The sequence below is a fragment of the Streptomyces sp. NPDC002566 genome (assembly GCF_042889585.1).
GTDB lineage: Bacteria > Actinomycetota > Actinomycetes > Streptomycetales > Streptomycetaceae > Streptomyces.
Map to the genome: position 1 here is coordinate 1,115,850 of NZ_JBIARD010000002.1, position 16,414 is coordinate 1,132,263.

The 16,414-nt window shown below is 74.0% G+C and carries 12 protein-coding genes; 8 read left to right on the forward strand and 4 right to left on the reverse strand.

Annotated features, from left to right (window positions below; genetic code table 11):
- The first annotated feature begins 26 nt into the window (after positions 1 to 26).
- Both ACFYXA_RS11990 and ACFYXA_RS11995 read left to right on the forward strand, forming a co-directional pair.
- Positions 27 to 887, forward strand: coding sequence for a helix-turn-helix domain-containing protein (locus ACFYXA_RS11990; RefSeq protein ID WP_389031255.1), 861 nt, complete (start codon positions 27 to 29; stop codon positions 885 to 887).
- 9 nt (positions 888 to 896) lie between these two features.
- Positions 897 to 1,139 carry a DUF397 domain-containing protein gene (locus ACFYXA_RS11995; protein WP_352253311.1) on the forward strand — a complete coding sequence of 81 codons (243 nt, stop codon included), beginning with the start codon at positions 897 to 899 and terminating at the stop codon, positions 1,137 to 1,139.
- 42 nt (positions 1,140 to 1,181) lie between these two features.
- Here the strand turns inward: ACFYXA_RS11995 and ACFYXA_RS12000 are convergent, their stop codons facing one another.
- Complete coding sequence (locus ACFYXA_RS12000; RefSeq protein ID WP_389031258.1) at positions 1,182 to 2,309, reverse strand: 8-amino-7-oxononanoate synthase; 1,128 nt, start codon at positions 2,307 to 2,309, stop codon at positions 1,182 to 1,184.
- Between the two features lie 148 nt (positions 2,310 to 2,457).
- Here ACFYXA_RS12000 and bioB point away from each other — a divergent pair, with 148 nt between their 5' ends.
- The 3 genes from bioB to bioD are packed head-to-tail and all read left to right on the forward strand — an operon-like array spanning position 2,458 to position 5,718.
- The gene (gene bioB / locus ACFYXA_RS12005; protein WP_389031261.1) at positions 2,458 to 3,726 is read left to right on the forward strand and encodes a biotin synthase BioB; all 1,269 of its coding nucleotides are present in this window, start codon (positions 2,458 to 2,460) and stop codon (positions 3,724 to 3,726) included.
- On the forward strand, positions 3,719 to 4,999 hold the full coding sequence (locus tag ACFYXA_RS12010) for an adenosylmethionine--8-amino-7-oxononanoate transaminase (protein WP_352253317.1): 1,281 nt from the start codon (positions 3,719 to 3,721) through the stop codon (positions 4,997 to 4,999). The genes bioB and ACFYXA_RS12010 overlap by 8 nt, the downstream gene beginning before the upstream one ends.
- Before the next feature lie 2 nt (positions 5,000 to 5,001).
- Positions 5,002 to 5,718: a dethiobiotin synthase gene (gene bioD / locus ACFYXA_RS12015; protein ID WP_389031709.1), complete on the forward strand. Its 717-nt coding sequence runs from the start codon at positions 5,002 to 5,004 to the stop codon at positions 5,716 to 5,718.
- Between the two features lie 8 nt (positions 5,719 to 5,726).
- Here the strand turns inward: bioD and ACFYXA_RS12020 are convergent, their stop codons facing one another.
- Positions 5,727 to 7,916, reverse strand: coding sequence for a LuxR C-terminal-related transcriptional regulator (locus ACFYXA_RS12020; RefSeq protein WP_389031265.1), 2,190 nt, complete (start codon positions 7,914 to 7,916; stop codon positions 5,727 to 5,729).
- A 109-nt stretch (positions 7,917 to 8,025) separates the two neighbouring features.
- Here ACFYXA_RS12020 and ACFYXA_RS12025 point away from each other — a divergent pair, with 109 nt between their 5' ends.
- From ACFYXA_RS12025 to ACFYXA_RS12035, 3 genes are all read left to right on the forward strand, one after another.
- Positions 8,026 to 8,712, forward strand: a complete 687-nt coding sequence (locus ACFYXA_RS12025; protein WP_352252064.1) for a triacylglycerol lipase — start codon at positions 8,026 to 8,028, stop codon at positions 8,710 to 8,712.
- Positions 8,713 to 8,931: 219 nt separating this feature from the next.
- Positions 8,932 to 9,771, forward strand: coding sequence for an ABC transporter ATP-binding protein (locus ACFYXA_RS12030; RefSeq protein WP_389031270.1), 840 nt, complete (start codon positions 8,932 to 8,934; stop codon positions 9,769 to 9,771).
- Between the two features lie 3 nt (positions 9,772 to 9,774).
- Positions 9,775 to 12,342: an ABC transporter permease gene (locus ACFYXA_RS12035; RefSeq protein WP_389031273.1), complete on the forward strand. Its 2,568-nt coding sequence runs from the start codon at positions 9,775 to 9,777 to the stop codon at positions 12,340 to 12,342.
- 39 nt (positions 12,343 to 12,381) lie between these two features.
- Here the strand turns inward: ACFYXA_RS12035 and ACFYXA_RS12040 are convergent, their stop codons facing one another.
- The gene (locus ACFYXA_RS12040; RefSeq protein WP_389031276.1) at positions 12,382 to 14,601 is read right to left on the reverse strand and encodes an MMPL family transporter; all 2,220 of its coding nucleotides are present in this window, start codon (positions 14,599 to 14,601) and stop codon (positions 12,382 to 12,384) included.
- A 182-nt stretch (positions 14,602 to 14,783) separates the two neighbouring features.
- Positions 14,784 to 16,229, reverse strand: a complete 1,446-nt coding sequence (locus tag ACFYXA_RS12045; protein ID WP_389031279.1) for an MFS transporter — start codon at positions 16,227 to 16,229, stop codon at positions 14,784 to 14,786.
- Between the last annotated feature and the right edge of the window lie 185 nt (positions 16,230 to 16,414).

Below are 16,414 nucleotides of genomic sequence, written 5' to 3' on the forward strand. Positions count from 1 at the left end.
GGCCCCCCAGGAGTGAGGAGCGGTCCATGCAGCACGGTCCCGCGGTGCGCCGCCGGAAACTGGGCGCGGAACTGCGGGCGTTGCGCACCGGGGCCGGCCTCACGAGCGGCGAGGCCGCGCGGCTCGTGGGCTGGCACCAGTCGAAGGTGAGCCGGATCGAGACCGGCTCCAGCGGTGCGAAACCGGCCGATGTGCGCTCACTCCTCGACGCCTACGGCGTGGGCGACCCCCAACTGCGCGAGGTGATGCTCGCGTTGGCCGGCCTGGACGACGGCGCCGGAAGGGACCACTGGTGGCACGCCTACCGGGGTGTCCTGCCGCCCACCTACCGGGACTTCATCAGCCTTGAGTCCCAGGCCCGCGCGATGCGCACACTGGAGACGACCGTGGTCCCGGGCCTGCTCCAGACGGCGGAGTACGCCCGCGCGGTGACCCGGGCCGCCGTGGGCGGAGTCTCGGAGGAGCGGCTGGACACGCTGGTGGAGGTGCGGCTGACCCGGCAGGAGGTGCTGCGGGCCCGTCCGCCGCTGGAGCTGGACGCGGTGCTGGACGAGGCGGTGCTGCGCCGGGAGGTGGGCGGTCCGGAGGTCATGGCGCGGCAGCTGGAGCGCCTGATGGAGGCAGCGCGGCTTCCCCAAGTGAGGCTGCAGGTACTGCCGTTCACTGCCGGGGCGCATATCGGCGTCACCGGCCCTTTCGTCGTCTTCTCGTTTTCGAGCACTTCTGATCTTGACGTGGTTGTTCTCGACCACTTGACGAGTACTCTCTACCTCGAGCGGAAAGAAGACCTCCGGGTCTACACGGAGGCCTTCAACGCCCTTCAGGCGAACGCGCTTTCGCCCGACGACTCCCTGGAATACATCGCCGCGATAGGTGACGGCGTGTAAGGAGGCACCATGACCGCACTGCCTCGGCACGTAGCTTCCAGCACCGAACTCGCCGACCCCCGCTGCCCGGACGGTCTGCGCTGGCTGCGCAGCAGCCACAGCACGGGGGCCAACAACTGCGTGGAGACGGCCCGCCCCCGCTCGGGACCCTGGTCCGGCCTGCTCGCCGTACGCGACTCCAAGGACCCGGACGGTCCCGCCCTGCTGTTCTCCCCCGAGAGCTGGACGGGCTTCACCGCCGCGTTCCGCTGATTCCTTCCCCTTCTCCCCGGCGCACGGCCGTGTCGCACCCGCTCACGGCCGTGTCCCGTCGATCACCCGTACAGCGCGCTCGATCTGCCGCTCGGTGAGGTCCGCGCGGGCGGTCAGCCTCAGACGTGAGATGCCGTCGGGCACGGAGGGAGGACGGAAGCAGCCCACGGCCAGGCCGGCCGTCCGGCAGTCGGCCGCCCAGCGCAGAGCCAGCTCCGGGGACGGGGCCCGCACGGAGACGACCGCGGCGTCCGGACGCACCGCTTCCAGGCCCGCGGCCGTCAGCCGGGCGTGCAGCTCACCCGCGACCGCACGCGCGCGTGCGGCGCGTTCCGGCTCCCGGCGCAGCAGCCGCAGGGCCGCCAGGGCCGCTCCCGCCGCCGCCGGGGCCAGTCCCGTGTCGAAGATGAACGTCCGGGCCGCATTGACCAGGTGGTCGATCACGCGCGCGGGACCGAGCACCGCCCCGCCCTGACTGCCCAGCGACTTGGACAGCGTCACCGTGACGACCACGTCGTCCGCGCCCGCCAGTCCCGCCGCGTGCGGGGCGCCCCGGCCGCCGTCGCCGAGCACCCCGAGGCCGTGGGCGTCGTCCACGACCAGACCGGCGCCGTGCTCCCGGCACGCGCGCGCGAGGGCGGCCAGCGGGGCCGCGTCGCCGTCGACCGAGAAGACCGTGTCGGAGACGGCCACGGCCGGGCCGTCGTGGGTGCCGAGCGCCTTGCGCACGGCGTCCGGGTCGGCGTGCGCGACGACCTGGGTGACGCCGCGGGCCAGCCGGCAGCCGTCGATGAGCGAGGCGTGGTTGCCCGCGTCGGAGACGATCAGCGAGCCGTGCGGGGCCAGCGCGGTGACCGCGGCCAGGTTGGCGGCGTAGCCGGAGGAGAAGACGAGCGCCGCCTCGGTGCCGCAGAACGCGGCGAGTTCGCGCTCCAGTTCGGTGTGCAGCTCGGTGGTGCCGGTGACGAGCCGGGAGCCGGTGGAGCCGCCGCCCCAGGTCCGGGCGGCACGCGCCGCGCCCTCGGTGACCTCGGGATGGCGGGCCAGCCCCAGGTAGTCGTTGCTCGCGAGGTCGAGCAGCGGGGAGTCGGCCGGCCGGGGGCGCAGGGTGCGTACGAGTCCGGCGCGGCGGCGCGACTCCGACTGCTCGTCGATCCAGCCGAACGCCATGGGTCCTCCGGGTCTTTTGTAGGTAGCGGACAGACACTAGCGGCCCGGCCGGTCACCCATGGTGTGGCAATACCCACACGTCGAAGCGGGTGTGTTGTCCGGTCCCTACCTTGGCCCGGAGCGGGTCGGTAGGACAGGATCGGCTCTCATGGACCTGCTGAACACGCTGGTGGACAAGGGGCTTCGGCGCGAGCTGCCGACCCGCGAGGAAGCGCTGGCCGTGCTGGCCACCTCCGACGACGACCTGCTCGAAGTGGTGGCCGCGGCCGGCAAGGTGCGCCGGCACTGGTTCGGCCGACGGGTGAAGCTCAACTACCTCGTCAACCTGAAGTCGGGGCTGTGCCCCGAGGACTGCTCCTACTGCTCCCAGCGGCTGGGCTCCACGGCCGGGATCCTCAAGTACACCTGGCTCAAGCCGGACGAGGCTTCCGAGGCGGCCGCCGCGGGGCTGGCCGGCGGCGCCAAGCGGGTGTGCCTGGTGGCCTCCGGGCGCGGCCCGACCGACCGGGACGTGGACCGGGTCTCCAAGACGATCCAGGCGATCAAGGAGCAGAACGAGGACGTCGAGGTGTGCGCCTGTCTCGGGCTGCTCTCCGACGGCCAGGCCGAGCGGCTGCGCGAGGCGGGCGCCGACGCCTACAACCACAACCTCAACACCTCCGAGGCCACGTACGGCGAGATCACGAGCACGCACACCTACGCCGACCGCGTGGACACCGTCCGCAAGGCGCACGCGGCGGGCCTGTCGGCGTGCTCCGGTCTGATCGCCGGGATGGGCGAGAGCGACGAGGATCTCGTCGACGTGGTGTTCTCGCTGCGTGAGCTGGACGCGGACTCGGTGCCGGTCAACTTCCTCATCCCGTTCGAGGGCACCCCGCTGGCCAAGGAGTGGCACCTCACCCCGCAGCGCTGTCTGCGCATCCTGGCGATGGCGCGGTTCGTGTGCCCGGACGTCGAGGTGCGCATCGCGGGTGGCCGGGAGGTCCATCTGCGCACGATGCAGCCGCTCGCGCTGCACGTGGCCAACTCGATCTTCCTGGGCGACTACCTGACCAGCGAGGGCCAGGCGGGCAAGGCCGACCTGGAGATGATCGCGGACGCCGGGTTCGAGGTGGAGGGCGCGGGCGAGGTCACGCTGCCCGAGCACCGGGTGGCGGCCGGCGGGGGCGGCGGCTGCGGCTCGCACGCCGACGCCGGGGCCGGGTGCGGATCCGCGCAGGGCGCGGGCTGCGGTTCCCACACCGGCGGCGGCTGCGGCTCGCACGAGGGCGGCGGGGTGTGCGGCTCGCACACGGCCGCCGAGGAGGGCGCGGGCGTCGCGGGGTCCGCCGGCGCGCCGACGGCCGCCGAGCCCCGTACGGACCTGGTCGCCGTGCGCCGCCGGGGCACCGGGACGGACCTCGCGCCCAATGCCTGAGCTGGGCGTGCCGGAACTGCTGGACCTCGACCGGCGGCATGTGTGGCATCCCTACGGGCCGATGCCCGGCCGGTCCGAACCGCTCGTCGTGGAGTCGGCGAGCGGGGTCCGGCTGCGGCTCGCGGACGGCTCGGGCGAACTGGTCGACGGCATGTCGTCCTGGTGGTCGGCGATCCACGGCTACGGCCACCCGGTGCTCGACGCGGCCGCGCGGGAGCAGTTGGCCCGGATGAGCCACGTCATGTTCGGCGGGCTCACCCACGAGCCCGCCGTACGGCTGGCGAAGCTCCTCGTCGACCTGACGCCCGACGGTCTCGAGCACGTCTTCCTGGCCGACTCGGGATCGGTGTCGGTCGAGGTCGCGGCGAAGATGTGCCTGCAGTACTGGCGCTCGCTCGGCCGCCCCGGCAAGCAGCGGCTGCTGACCTGGCGCGGCGGCTACCACGGCGACACCTGGCAGCCGATGTCGGTGTGCGACCCCGACGGGGGGATGCACGAGCTGTGGACGGGGGTGCTGCCCCGTCAGGTGTTCGTGGACGCGCCGCCCGCGGAGTACGACGAGGCGTACGCGGAGCGGCTGCGCGCCGCGATCGAGCGGCACGCGGACGAGCTGGCCGCGGTGATCGTGGAGCCGGTGGTGCAGGGCGCGGGCGGGATGCGGTTCCACTCCCCCGCGTATCTGCGGGTGCTGCGCGAGGCGTGCGACGCGCACGACGTGCTGCTGGTGTTCGACGAGATCGCGACCGGGTTCGGGCGCACGGGCGCGCTGTTCGCGGCGGAGCACGCGGCGGTGACGCCGGACGTGATGTGCGTGGGCAAGGCGCTGACCGGCGGCTACCTGACGATGGCGGCGACGCTGTGCACGCCCCGGGTGGCCGACGGCATCTCGCGGGGCGAGGTGCCGGTGCTGGCGCACGGGCCGACGTTCATGGGCAACCCGCTGGCCGCGGCCGTCGCCTGCGCCTCGATCGAGCTGCTGCTGGGGCAGGACTGGCTCGCCGAGGTCCGGCGGATCGAGGCGGGGCTGCGCGAGGGGCTGGCGCCGGCCGCCGCGCTGCCCGGTGTGAAGGACGTCCGGGTTCTGGGCGCGATCGGCGTCGTCCAGCTCGACCACGACGTGGACATGAAGGCCGCCACGGACGCGGCCGTGCGCGAGGGCGTGTGGCTGCGGCCGTTCCGCGACCTCGTCTACACGATGCCGCCGTACGTCACCGGTGACGCGGACGTGGCACGGATCGCGCGCGCGGTGTGCGCCGCGGCGCGGGAGGGATGAGCATGCCGATCCTGGTGATCACGGGGACGGGCACGGAGGTCGGCAAGACCGTCACCACGGCCGCCGTGGCCGCGTCCGCCCGGGCGGCGGGCCGGTCGGTGGCCGTCCTGAAGGCCGCGCAGACCGGTGTGGGGCCGCACGAGCGCGGGGACGCCGACGAGGTCGCGCGGCTCGCGGGTCCGGTGACGACGGCTGAACTCGCCCGCTATCCGGACCCGTTGGCGCCGGCGACGGCGGCGCGTCGGGCGGGCCGGCCTGCGGTGCGTCCGCAGGCGATCGCCGAGGCGGCCGGCAAGCTGGCCGCCGAGCACGACCTGGTCCTGGTGGAGGGCGCGGGCGGTCTGCTCGTGCGCTTCGACGAGGCGGGCGCGACGCTGGCCGACGCGGCGGAGCTGCTGCGCGCGCCGGTGCTGGTGGTGGCCTCGCCGGGCCTGGGCACGCTGAACACGACCGAGCTGACCTCCCGTGAACTGCGTTCACGCGGGCTGGAGTTGCTGGGCGTCGTGATCGGCAGTTGGCCCGGCTCCCCCGATCTGGCGATGCGGTGCAACGTCACCGACCTCCCGGACGTCGCCGGCGCGCCGCTGCTGGGCGCGCTGCCCGAGGGCGCCGGCTCGCTCACGCCCGCCGACTTCCGTACGCGGGCCCCAGGTTGGCTGGCGGCGCGGCTGGACGGAACCTGGGAGGCGGAGGCGTTCCGCAACCGGGCGCAAGCCTAGGTACGCGTTCAGGCGCCGCGTTCGTCCTCCAGCAGGCGGACCAGTTCGATGCGGGAGCGGATGCCCAGCCGGGTGAAGACGCCGCGCAGGTGGTGGTCGATGGTGCGGGGGCTGAGCGCGAGGGAGGTGGCGATCTCGCGGTTGGTGGCTCCGTCGGCCGCCATGCGGGCGACCCGGAGTTGCTGGGCGGTCAGCCGGGGCGTCCGGTTCCGCGGCGGGTGCGCGGTGTCGGCGGGGGCGCCGAGGGCGCGCAGTTCGGCGCGGGCCCGTTCGGCGCAGTGCGGGGCGCCGAAGGCCTCGAACGCCTCCCGGGCGCTGTGCAGCCGGTCGCGCGCCTCGGCACGCAGACGCAGGCGGCGCAGCGCGGCGCCGAACAGCAGTTCCGTGCGGGCGCGTTCGAGGGCTCGGGTGCCCCGGTCGTGGAGGTCGAGGGCGGTGCGGTAGTGCTCGACGGCGTCCGCGCCGGGGGTCAGCAGGGCGTGGCACCGGGCGCTGAGGGCGAGGTCGTCGGCGCTGCGGACGGCATGGGCCCAGCGGTCGTAGTCGGCGTGGGCGGAGCGGGCGATCCGGGTGTCCCCGGTGTGGACGGCGGCCTCGACGTAGTGCGGGGTGGCCAGGTGGCGGACGGCTCGGTGTCCGTGGCCGGGTCCGAGGCCGGCGAGGGCGCGCAGCCGTGCGGCGGCGGAGTCGAAGCGGCCGAACCCCAGGTCGAGCAGGGCGAGCGCCCACTGCGCGAGGGCGGCGGGCAGCCCCAGGCCGTGCGCGAGGGCGTACGAGCGGGCGGCGGCGGCCCGGTCCCGGCACACGGCGGCGTCGCCGGTGAGCGCGGCGAACATCGCCAGGGCGGCCTGGAGGTGGCAGGCGCCGTTGTCCTGGCCGGTGGCGTAGGCCTGGCGCAGCGCGTCCAGGGCGGCGGCCTCGGCGGCGCGCAGACGGCCGGTCCACAGATCGGCGTGGGCGCGGAACTCCATGGCCTGGGAGACGAGGGGCGTGAGCCCGCGGGCGCGGGCGGCGCCGGCCGCACGGACGGTGGCGGTGGCGGCGCGCGTGTGGTCGCCGAGCATCAGGGCGGCGATGCCGGCGTGCAGCAGGAGGGTGGGGTCGCCGCCCGGTCCGCACCGCCCGGCGGTGGCCTCCAGCAGGTCCCGGGCGTCGTCGTGGCGTCCGTCGGCGGCGGCGGCGAGTGAGCCGAGGACGCCGGGCGGCTCGATGCCGAGCCGGTGGGCGAGGTGGACGGCCTCGCGGCAGCGGCGCAGGTCGCCGGTGTAGACGACGGCTTCGGTGGCGCGGGCGAGAAGGTGGCGGGCGTGTTCGCCGGCCCGGTCCGAGGGGCCGGCGGCGGCCCGTGCGGCCCCTTCGGTGAGCGCGTCGAAGGCGTCGCCCGCGTGCCCCGTCCGCAGGGCGAGGACGCCGTCGAGGGCGGGGGTGTCGGTGCTGGCGGCGAGGAGGCGGGCGCGGTCGCCGTCGCCGGAGTTCCAGGCGTCGGCGGCGGCCCGGGCGAGCAGCCGGGAGCCGGCCTGGGGGTCGGGGGTGAGATCCGCGACGCGTTCGGTGAGGAGTCCGGACAGGGCGGGTTCACCGGCGGCGCGGGCGCGCGCGGCGGCCGCGGTCAGTTCGGCGGCGAGCCGGGCGCTGGGGCCGAGCGCGGCGGCCGCCCGGTGCCAGGAGCGGCGGGGGGACTCGCCCGCGCCGTGCAGGACGCGGGCGAGCAGTCGGTGGGCGTCGCGCCGGTCGGCCGGCGCGGCGGTCTCGTAGGCGGCGATCCGGGTCCAGGGGTCGGCGAATCCGACGCCGCCGGGGGTGGCGTGGGCGAGTCCGGCGGCCTCCGCGGCCTCCAGCGGACGGGTGTCGAGGCGGGCCGCGGCGACGGCGCGCAGGAAGGCGTGGGTGGCGACGGGGTACTGGTCGGCGGCGGCGAGGAGGAGCAGCAGCCGGGTTCCTTCGGGGAGCGCCCGCACGGCGTGGCGGTACGGGGCGAGCAACTCGGGCAGCAGCACGGCGGGTTCGGGGGGCAGAGGATCGGAGCCGGTCAGCTGACCGTCCGTCAGACGGACGGCGAGGGCGGCGGCGGCGCGCGGGTCACCGTGCACCGAACGCAGGATCCGCACCCGGACCCCTTCGCGGAGAGCGAGGGCCGGGGGCGGTGGTGGCCAAGTGCGGTCAAGACGTGGGGGGTTCACCGGAGTCACCACACACATCACGTTACCGACGGGTTATTTGAACCGTAAAGACCGGCGACTTCACCGATGCGGCGCGCGTAGACCCGGCCGGACACTCCTGGCTACCCCACACGTTCCAGGAGGCACCATGCAGCGCTCCCGGCGTCGCATCGCCACGGCCCTGTCGGCCCTGGCCGCATCGCTCCTCGTGTCACTCTCCCTCACCGCTCCCCCGGCGCACGCGGCGGCCCGCAACCCCGTCGTCTTCGTGCACGGCTTCAACGGTTCCGGCGCCAGCTGGAACGCATGGGCGGCCTCCTTCAAGGCCGACGGTTACACGGCGGCCGAGCTGGACGCCTGGTCGTACACCTGGTCCCAGTCGAACGCCACCACGGCACGGCAGTTGGCCACCGAGGTGCAGAACGTGCTGGCGCGGACCGGCGCGAGCAAGGTCGACCTCGTGGTGCACTCCATGGGCGCGCTCAGCTCCCGCTACTACCTCAAGAACCTCGGCGGCACCGCGTACGTCGACGACTTCGTGTCCCTCGCCGGCACCAACCACGGCACCTCGGTCGCCTCGCTGTGCGGGTGGCTGTACACCTCGTGCAACGAGATGCGGACCGGCAGTTCGTTCGTCACCGCGCTCAACTCCGGTGACGAGACGCCGGGAAGCGTCTCCTACGCGGCCTACTGGTCGAACTGCGACGCGGCGATCGACCCGGACGACTCGGCGCTGCTGAGCGGGGCGGCCAACGTCGGCGTCGGCTGTGTCTCGCACACCGACATGAACAGCGACCCGGGCGTGTACGCGCAGGTGCGCGCTTTCATCCAGTAGAGGCGGCACGGCGGCGGCCGTGTGCAGGGAGCGCGGCGGACCCACTCGGGCGGAAGTCCCGGCGGGTCCGCCGCGCCCGTGCTGTCGCCGCCGGACCGGGGTGCTGAAAGCCGGACCCGAGGCGCCGTGAGCCGGAAAACCGTTCCTGGTGTGGGCCCGGTCACATTAGGCTCGGCCGGACAGGAACGTCGGCACGTCCAGCGCGAGCGAGGAGGCACCTTGTCCACACCTGCTGCGGAGCACGCCCCCGGTCTGGCCTCGGCCCACGACGTGGCGGCCCGCGCCCGCGGGCTGACCAAGGCCTACGGCTCCGGCGAGACGACCGTGCTCGCCCTGGACTCGGTGGACGTGGACGTCGTGCGCGGCCGCTTCACCGCGGTCATGGGACCGTCGGGTTCCGGGAAGTCCACGCTGATGCACTGCCTGGCCGGGCTGGACAGCGTCTCGGCCGGTCAGGTGTGGCTGGGCGACACCGAGATCACGGGCCTGAAGGACCGGGACCTGACCCGGCTGCGCCGGGACCGGATCGGCTTCATGTTCCAGTCGTTCAACCTGATCCCGACGCTGAACGCGGCCGAGAACATCACCCTGCCCATGGACATCGCCGGGCAGAAGCCCGACCGGGAGTGGCTGGACCAGGTGATCGACACGCTCGGGCTGCGCGACCGCCTGAAGCACCGGCCGTCCCAGCTGTCCGGCGGCCAGCAGCAGCGCGTGGCCTGCGCGCGGGCGCTCGCCTCCCGCCCGGAGCTGATCTTCGCGGACGAGCCGACCGGCAACCTGGACTCGCGCGCCGGCCTGGAGGTCCTGGCGTTCCTGCGGGAGGCCGTCGACGAGCTCGGCCAGACCGTCGTCATGGTCACCCACGACCCGGGCGCCGCCGCCCACTCCGACCTGGTGCTCTTCCTCGCGGACGGGCGGATCGTGGACGAGATGCAGCATCCGAGCGCCGAGGCCGTGCTGGAGCGCATGCGCCTGTTCGCCGGGGGGAACACCGCCCGCGCCGCCGAGGGGGACGGCGTCGCCGCCCGGGCCGGCGAGCCCGCCGGAGAGGACTGACCCGTGCTCAGAGCGACCCTGCGGAGCTTCCTCGCCCACAAGGGCAGACTGCTCCTGTCCGCGCTCGCGGTGATCCTCTCGGTGGCGTTCGTCGCGGGCAGCCTGATCTTCTCCGACACGGTCACCCGCACCTTCGACCGCCTGTTCGCCTCCACCGCGGCCGACGTGTCCGTCGAGCCGAAGGACGACATCACCTCCTCCGTGCCGACCGGCGCGGTGCGGACCCTGCCCGCCTCGCTCGCCGGCACGGTGGCGAAGGTCCCCGGGGTGGCGTCCGCCCACGCCGACGTGGGCGTGCAGAACATCACCGTCGTGAACAGCCGGAACCAGTCCGTGGGGCCCACCACCGGCGCCCCCACCATCGCCTCCGGCTGGAACGTCACCGACCGCAGCCCCGTGGAGCTGACCTCCGGTCACGCCCCGCAGGGCGCCGGCGAGGCCCTGCTCGACGCGGACACCGCCGACAAGAAGCACGTGCGGATCGGCGACACGCTGACCGTGATGGCGCAGCCCGGCTCGTTCCGGGTGACGGTCGTCGGCATCGCCACGTTCAAGACCACCAACCCGGGCGCGGCACTGGTCTTCCTCGACCAGAAGGCCGCCGCGACCGAGCTGCTGGGCTCGCCCCGCCTGGCCACCGCCGTCTCCGTGACAGCGGCGGAAGGCGTCACCGACGAGCAGCTGAAGACACGGGTGGCCGCCGCGGTCGGCGCGGGCCCCTACGACGTGAAGACCGCGGACGAGCAGGCGAAGACGGCGGCGGAGAATCTCGGCGGGTTCCTCGACGTCATCAAGTACGTGATGCTGGGATTCGCCGGCATCGCCGTGCTCGTGGGCGTGTTCCTGATCGTCAACACGTTCTCGATGCTGATCGCGCAGCGCACCCGCGAACTGGGGCTGCTGCGCGCCCTGGGCGCCGACCGGCGCCAGGTGCGGCGCTCCGTTCTCACCGAGGCGGTGCTGCTCGGCCTGGTCGGCTCGACGCTGGGCCTGGCGGCGGGCATCGGCCTCGCGGCCGGCCTGATCCGGCTCATGGGCACGCTCGGCATGAACCTGAAGACGACGGAGATGGTCGTCGGATGGGTGACCCCGGTGACAGCGTACGTCGTCGGCGTCGGCGTCACCTTCGTCGCGGCCTACCTGCCCGCCCGTCGCGCGGCGGGCGTGTCGCCGATGGCGGCGCTGTCGGACGCGGACGTCGCGGGCGTCGGCCGGCCGCTGAGGGCGCGGGCGGTGGTCGGGGCGGTCGTGGGCGCGCTCGGCGCGGCCGCGCTCGCCGGCTGCGCGACCGCGTCCCGGACGGCGACCTCGGCGTCCCTGCTGGGCCTCGGCGTCGTCCTCACGCTGATCGCGACCGTCATCGCCGGACCGCTGCTGGTGCGGCCGGTGATCCGGGTGCTCGGCGCGGCCTTCCCCGCCCTGTTCGGCTCGGTCGGCCGGATGAGCCAGCGCAACGCCCTGCGCAACCCGCGCCGCACGGGCGCCACCGCGGCCGCGCTCATGGTGGGCCTCGCCCTGGTGGGCGGCATGTCGGTGGCGAGCGCCTCGATGTCGAAGTCGTTCGACGAGCAGATCGACAAGACCCTGGGCGCCGACTTCGTCGTCCAGAACGCCAACTTCACGCCGTTCCCGCAGGAGGTCACCGACAAGGTCCGCGCGACCGACGGGGTCGGTCTCGTCGTACGGCAGCGGTTCGCGCCGCTCGCCGTGCGGCTGCCCGACGGCAAGCGGGTGGAGACCACGGCCGCCGGCTACGACGACCGTGTCGACGACGTCGCCCATGTGACGTACGCGGCGGGTGGCGCGGCGGCGGCGCTGGCCGACGGGGCGATGGGCATGGACGTGGACTTCGCGGAGGACCACGGGGTGCGTCTCGGCAGCGTGCTGCCGGTGTCGTTCCCCGGCGGGCGGACGGCCTCGCTGCGGGTCGGCGCGCTGACCGACCAGGACGCCGCCGAGGGCTACGGCATGCAGGGCGGCCTGTTCGTCGGCATCGCGACCGTGGAGAAGTACGTGCCGGGCGGTCAGGACTCCGCGCTGTACGTCAACGCGGCCGACGGCACGGACGCCGACGCGCTGCGGCCCCGGCTGGAGCGGACGCTCGACGCGTATCCGCAGGTGCAGGTGCGCGACCAGGCCGACTACAAGGACCTGGTGCACGACCAGATCGCCGTGCTGCTGTACCTGGTGTACGCGCTGCTCGGGCTGGCGATCGTCATCGCGGTGCTCGGGGTGGTCAACACGCTGGCGCTGTCGGTGGTGGAGCGGACCCGGGAGATCGGGCTGCTGCGGGCGATCGGGCTGTCCCGGCGTCAGCTGCGCCGGATGATCCGGCTGGAGTCGGTGGTGATCGCCGTGTTCGGCGCGGTGCTGGGGCTCGGGCTGGGGCTGGTGTGGGGTCTGTGCACGCAGCGGGTGCTGGCCCTCCAGGGGATGAAGGCGCTGGCGGTCCCGTGGGGCACGATCGTCGCGGTGGTCGTCGGTTCGGCGGTCGTGGGCGTGGTGGCGGCGCTGCTGCCGGCGCTGCGGGCGTCCCGGATGAACGTGCTGGCGGCGATCGCGCACGAGTGACCGGCGCGCACCGGGGCGGTCTGCGTGCCGCCGCCCCGGTCACCGTCTCGCGGGCTCGCCGGGCCGGTGTTCCTCGGTGCCGGGCCCGGCCGCCCCGGGGGCGGGGGCGTTCCCGCCCTCGACGTCGATGCGGGGCAGGATCCGGTCGAGCCGGCGGGGCAGCCACCAGGCCCGGTCGCCGAGAAGTGCCAGGGCCGCGGGCACCAGGGTCATCCGGACGAGGAAGGCGTCGACCATGACGCCGAAGGCCAGCGCGAACGCGATCGGCATGATGTCGATGGCGTGCGAGAAGAGGAAGCTGACGAACACCGAGATCATGATGACGGCCGCCGAGGTCACCACCCGGGCCGAGGTGCGCGCTCCCGCGGTGATCGCCGCGCGGGCGTCGCGGTGGCGGACGTAGTCCTCGCGCACGGCGGACACCAGGAAGACCTCGTAGTCCATGGAGAGGCCGAAGAGGACGGCCATGACGATGATGGGCACGAAGCCGGCCACCGGGCCCTGGCTGGGCACGCCGAGCGGGCCGGCCAGCCAGCCCCACTGGAACACGGCGACGGTCGCGCCGAAGGCGGCGCCGAGGGACAGCAGGAAGCCCAGGGTCGCCTTGAGGGGGATCGCGACCGACCGGAACGCCACCAGCAGGAGCAGCAGGGAGAGGCCGATCACCACGACGGCGAAGGGCGCCAGCGCGCCGCCGAGCCGGGCGGAGACGTCGACGCTGACGGCGGTCTGTCCGGTCACCGCCACGTAGGTGTGGTGCGCGTCGCCGACGGACCGGGTCGTTTCCCGCAGCCGGGAGACCAGGACGGCGGTCTCCTGGGTGCGCGGTCCCGTGCCGGGGACGATCTGGACCCGGGCCGCTTTCCCGTCCCCGGCCACCTCGACGCCGCTGACGTGCGCGATGTTCCCGACGCGGGCCAGCTCGTCCACGACGTCGGCGGCCGCGGCCCGGACGGTCTCCGGGTCGGTGTCCTCGACGACGACGACCAGCGGCCCGTTCGCGCCGGGCCCGAAGGCGTCGCCGATCATGTCGTAGGCCTGACGGCCGGAGGTGCTGACGGCCTGGGAGCCCTCGTCGTTGAGGGCGAGTTCGAGCCGTACGGCGGGAATCGCGATGGCGACGAGGACGACCGTGCCCAGGATCAGGGTGCGCAGGGGGTGGCGCAGCACTCCCTCGGTCCAGCGCACGCCGAGGGCGGGCTCGCCGTCCGTGCGGCCGGCCCGGAGGGCCAGGCGGGCGGCGCGTGATCCGGGCCGGGGGACGAGCCTGCGGCCTGCCATGCCCATCAGCGCGGGCAGCAGGGCGAGCGCCACGACGACGGCGACCGCGACGGCCCCGGCGGACGCGAGGCCCATCGAGGTCAGCATCGGGACGCCCGCGACGCACAGTCCCGCCAGCGCGATGACGACGGTGACCCCGGCGAAGACGACGGCGCTGCCCGCGGTCGCGGTGGCCCGGGCGACGGACTCCCGGACGGGCACGCCGGCGGCGAGCTGGGCGCGGTGGCGGGAGACGATGAGCAGGGCGTAGTCGATGCCGACGGCCAGGCCCAGCATGACGGCCAGGGTCGGTGCGTTGTCGGCGATGTCGAACACCGACGCCAGTCCGGTCAGGGCGACCATCGTGCCGAGGACTCCGAGGACGGCGGTGATCAGCGGCAGACCGGCGGCGAGCAGCGAACCGAACGTGATCACCAGAGCGGCCAGCGCCACCGCGAGGCCGACCGCCTCCGTGGGGCCGAAGGGCGAGCTGTGCGGGGCGTAGGCCTCGCCGCCGTACGCGGTGACGAAGCCCGCCCTGCGGGCCTCGGCCCCGGCGTCCTCGACGGCCCGCAGCGTCGCGCCGGGCACCTGGCCGCCCCGCTCGGCGAAGAGGACCTGGGCGACCGCGGTGCGCGCGTCGCCGGAGACCTGGCCGCCGGTGGCCGGGTCGCCGACCCGGATCACCCCTTCCACGCGTGCGGCCGCGTCGAGGGCGGAGGCCAGGGACTTGCGCAGGCCGGGCTCGGTCACCCGGTGACCCGGCGGAGCCTGGAAGACGATGCGCCCGGACGTGCCGGCGGGCGCCGGCCAGTGCCGCTCCATCCGGGTCAGCGCCTCCTGGGTCGGGGAGCCGGGGATGGAGTCGCCGGCCTGGAACGCGCCGGCGAAGGAGACGCCCAGGGCGGCCACGGCGCACAGAACGAGGAGCCAGCCGGTCAGCATCGTTCGCCACCGCCGGGCACCGAAGGCGCCCAGCCGGTAGAGGAGCGTGGCCATACCTGTTCCTTCCGTCAGGAGAGGGCGGGACATGGCTGTGCCGCGAGATGGCGAGGGTGGCCGTGGGCCGGCCCGGCTCCCGCCGGTGCGCAGGCTCCTTCCCAGTCTGTGCGTGCGAGGTGCACCGGCAAGCCACGGCAGGCCACCGGGGTGAACGGGTGACGCCGTCGGCGTGCCGGCCGTCACCGTCCCTGTTCCGAGGGGTACGGGGACGCCTCCCTGCCGCCCTCCGGGGTGTCCTCGCCCTGTCGCAGCGCCCACAGCGCGACGGGGGCGCCGGCCCCGACCAGCGCAGCCGCCATGCAGAGCCCGATCTTGTAGCCGGAGAGGAAGGCGTCCGTCTCACCGGCTCCCGCGGCGACGGCGCTCTGTTCCACGAACGACACGACGGCGCCCACGAGGGCGATCCCGACGACTCCGGAGGCTTCCCGGATGGCGCTGAACAATCCGGCGGCGACACCGGAAAGGTGGCCGGGCGAGGATTCCAGGGCGCGGGTGGTGAGCGGAACGGCGAGCGCGGAGCCGAAGCCGACGACGGAAAGCCCGGGCAGGATATGGACGACGGTTCCTCCCAGGCTCCCCAGCGCGATCAGCAGCAATCCCGAGCCGACCAGGAGAAGGCCCGCGGCGGACACCCTGCCGGCCCCCCAGCGGTTCGCGATCCGACCGATGAAAGGGGCGGTGGCGAGTACGGAAAGAGCCAGCGGGACAAAGGTGAGACCGGCCGATGTCGGGGTGAGTCCGAGGCCGTTCTGAAGGAATTGCGACGTGAAGAAATAGACCCCGCTGACGCTCAGTCCGCCCAGCAGTTGGGTGATGACTCCGCCGAGGTAGGGGCGTTGCCGGAAGAGGAGCCGCAGTGCCGCGTTCCTGCGGAGCGTCAGTTCGTACGACAGGCCGACGGCCGAGGCCGCGAACACGGTTCCCGAGACGACCACGGGAATGCCGGTGAACCCGTACGCGGCTCCTTCGATCAGCCAGTGGGCGAGGGCCGCAAGCGCGCAGCAGGCCAGTGCGACGACGCGCAGGGACAGGGTGACCGTTCGCGCGGACGGGGAGCGGCCGAAAGGGGCGCGCCGGGGGACGGCGCAACCGAAGAGGAGGCTGACGCAGCCGAGCGGCACGTTCATCGCGAACACCGACTCCCAGCCCAGGTGTTGGGTCATCACCCCGGAGACGACGGGTCCGCAGGCCAGCGCCGTGGCCAGCGTGGCGGTCATGGCGCTGAAGGCGACGTTGCGCGAGCGGGCGGGGAGGTCCTGCGCCATGACGGCCAGCGACGCCGGCAGGATCAGCGCGGCGCCGGCGCCCTGGAGCCCCCGCAGGGCGATCAGCACCTCCCCCGAGGCGGCCACCGTGCCGCCTGCCGAGGACACGCTGAAGAGGGCGACGCCCAACAGAAGCGTCGCGCGCCGCCCGACGATGTCGGCCAGGTGTCCGCCCAGCAGGAGAAAGCTTGCGAGCGTGAGCGGATATACCGCCGCCACCCATTTCAAGTCGGCGTCGTCCAAGACGAGTTCGGCTTGAATTGCGGGCAGTGCCACATTGACGATGGTGTTGTCCAGGGCCGTCATGAACGACGGCAGGAGAACGGCCACGAGAAGGGCGATGACACGCGGTCGGCTCACGATACCTGCCTCGTGCGACGGTGGAAGGAAGCGGAAAGGGGAGCCGCGTTCTCAAATCCCCTCCTGCATACGCCGCACCCCGGGCATATCGAGGGCGACTCGCGGGTATTCCGCCGACCTTTTCGGCCCGCGGTTCGCCTCGGCGTGTCACTGGATGCCCGGCATCCCTCCGTGTTTGGCTGTGC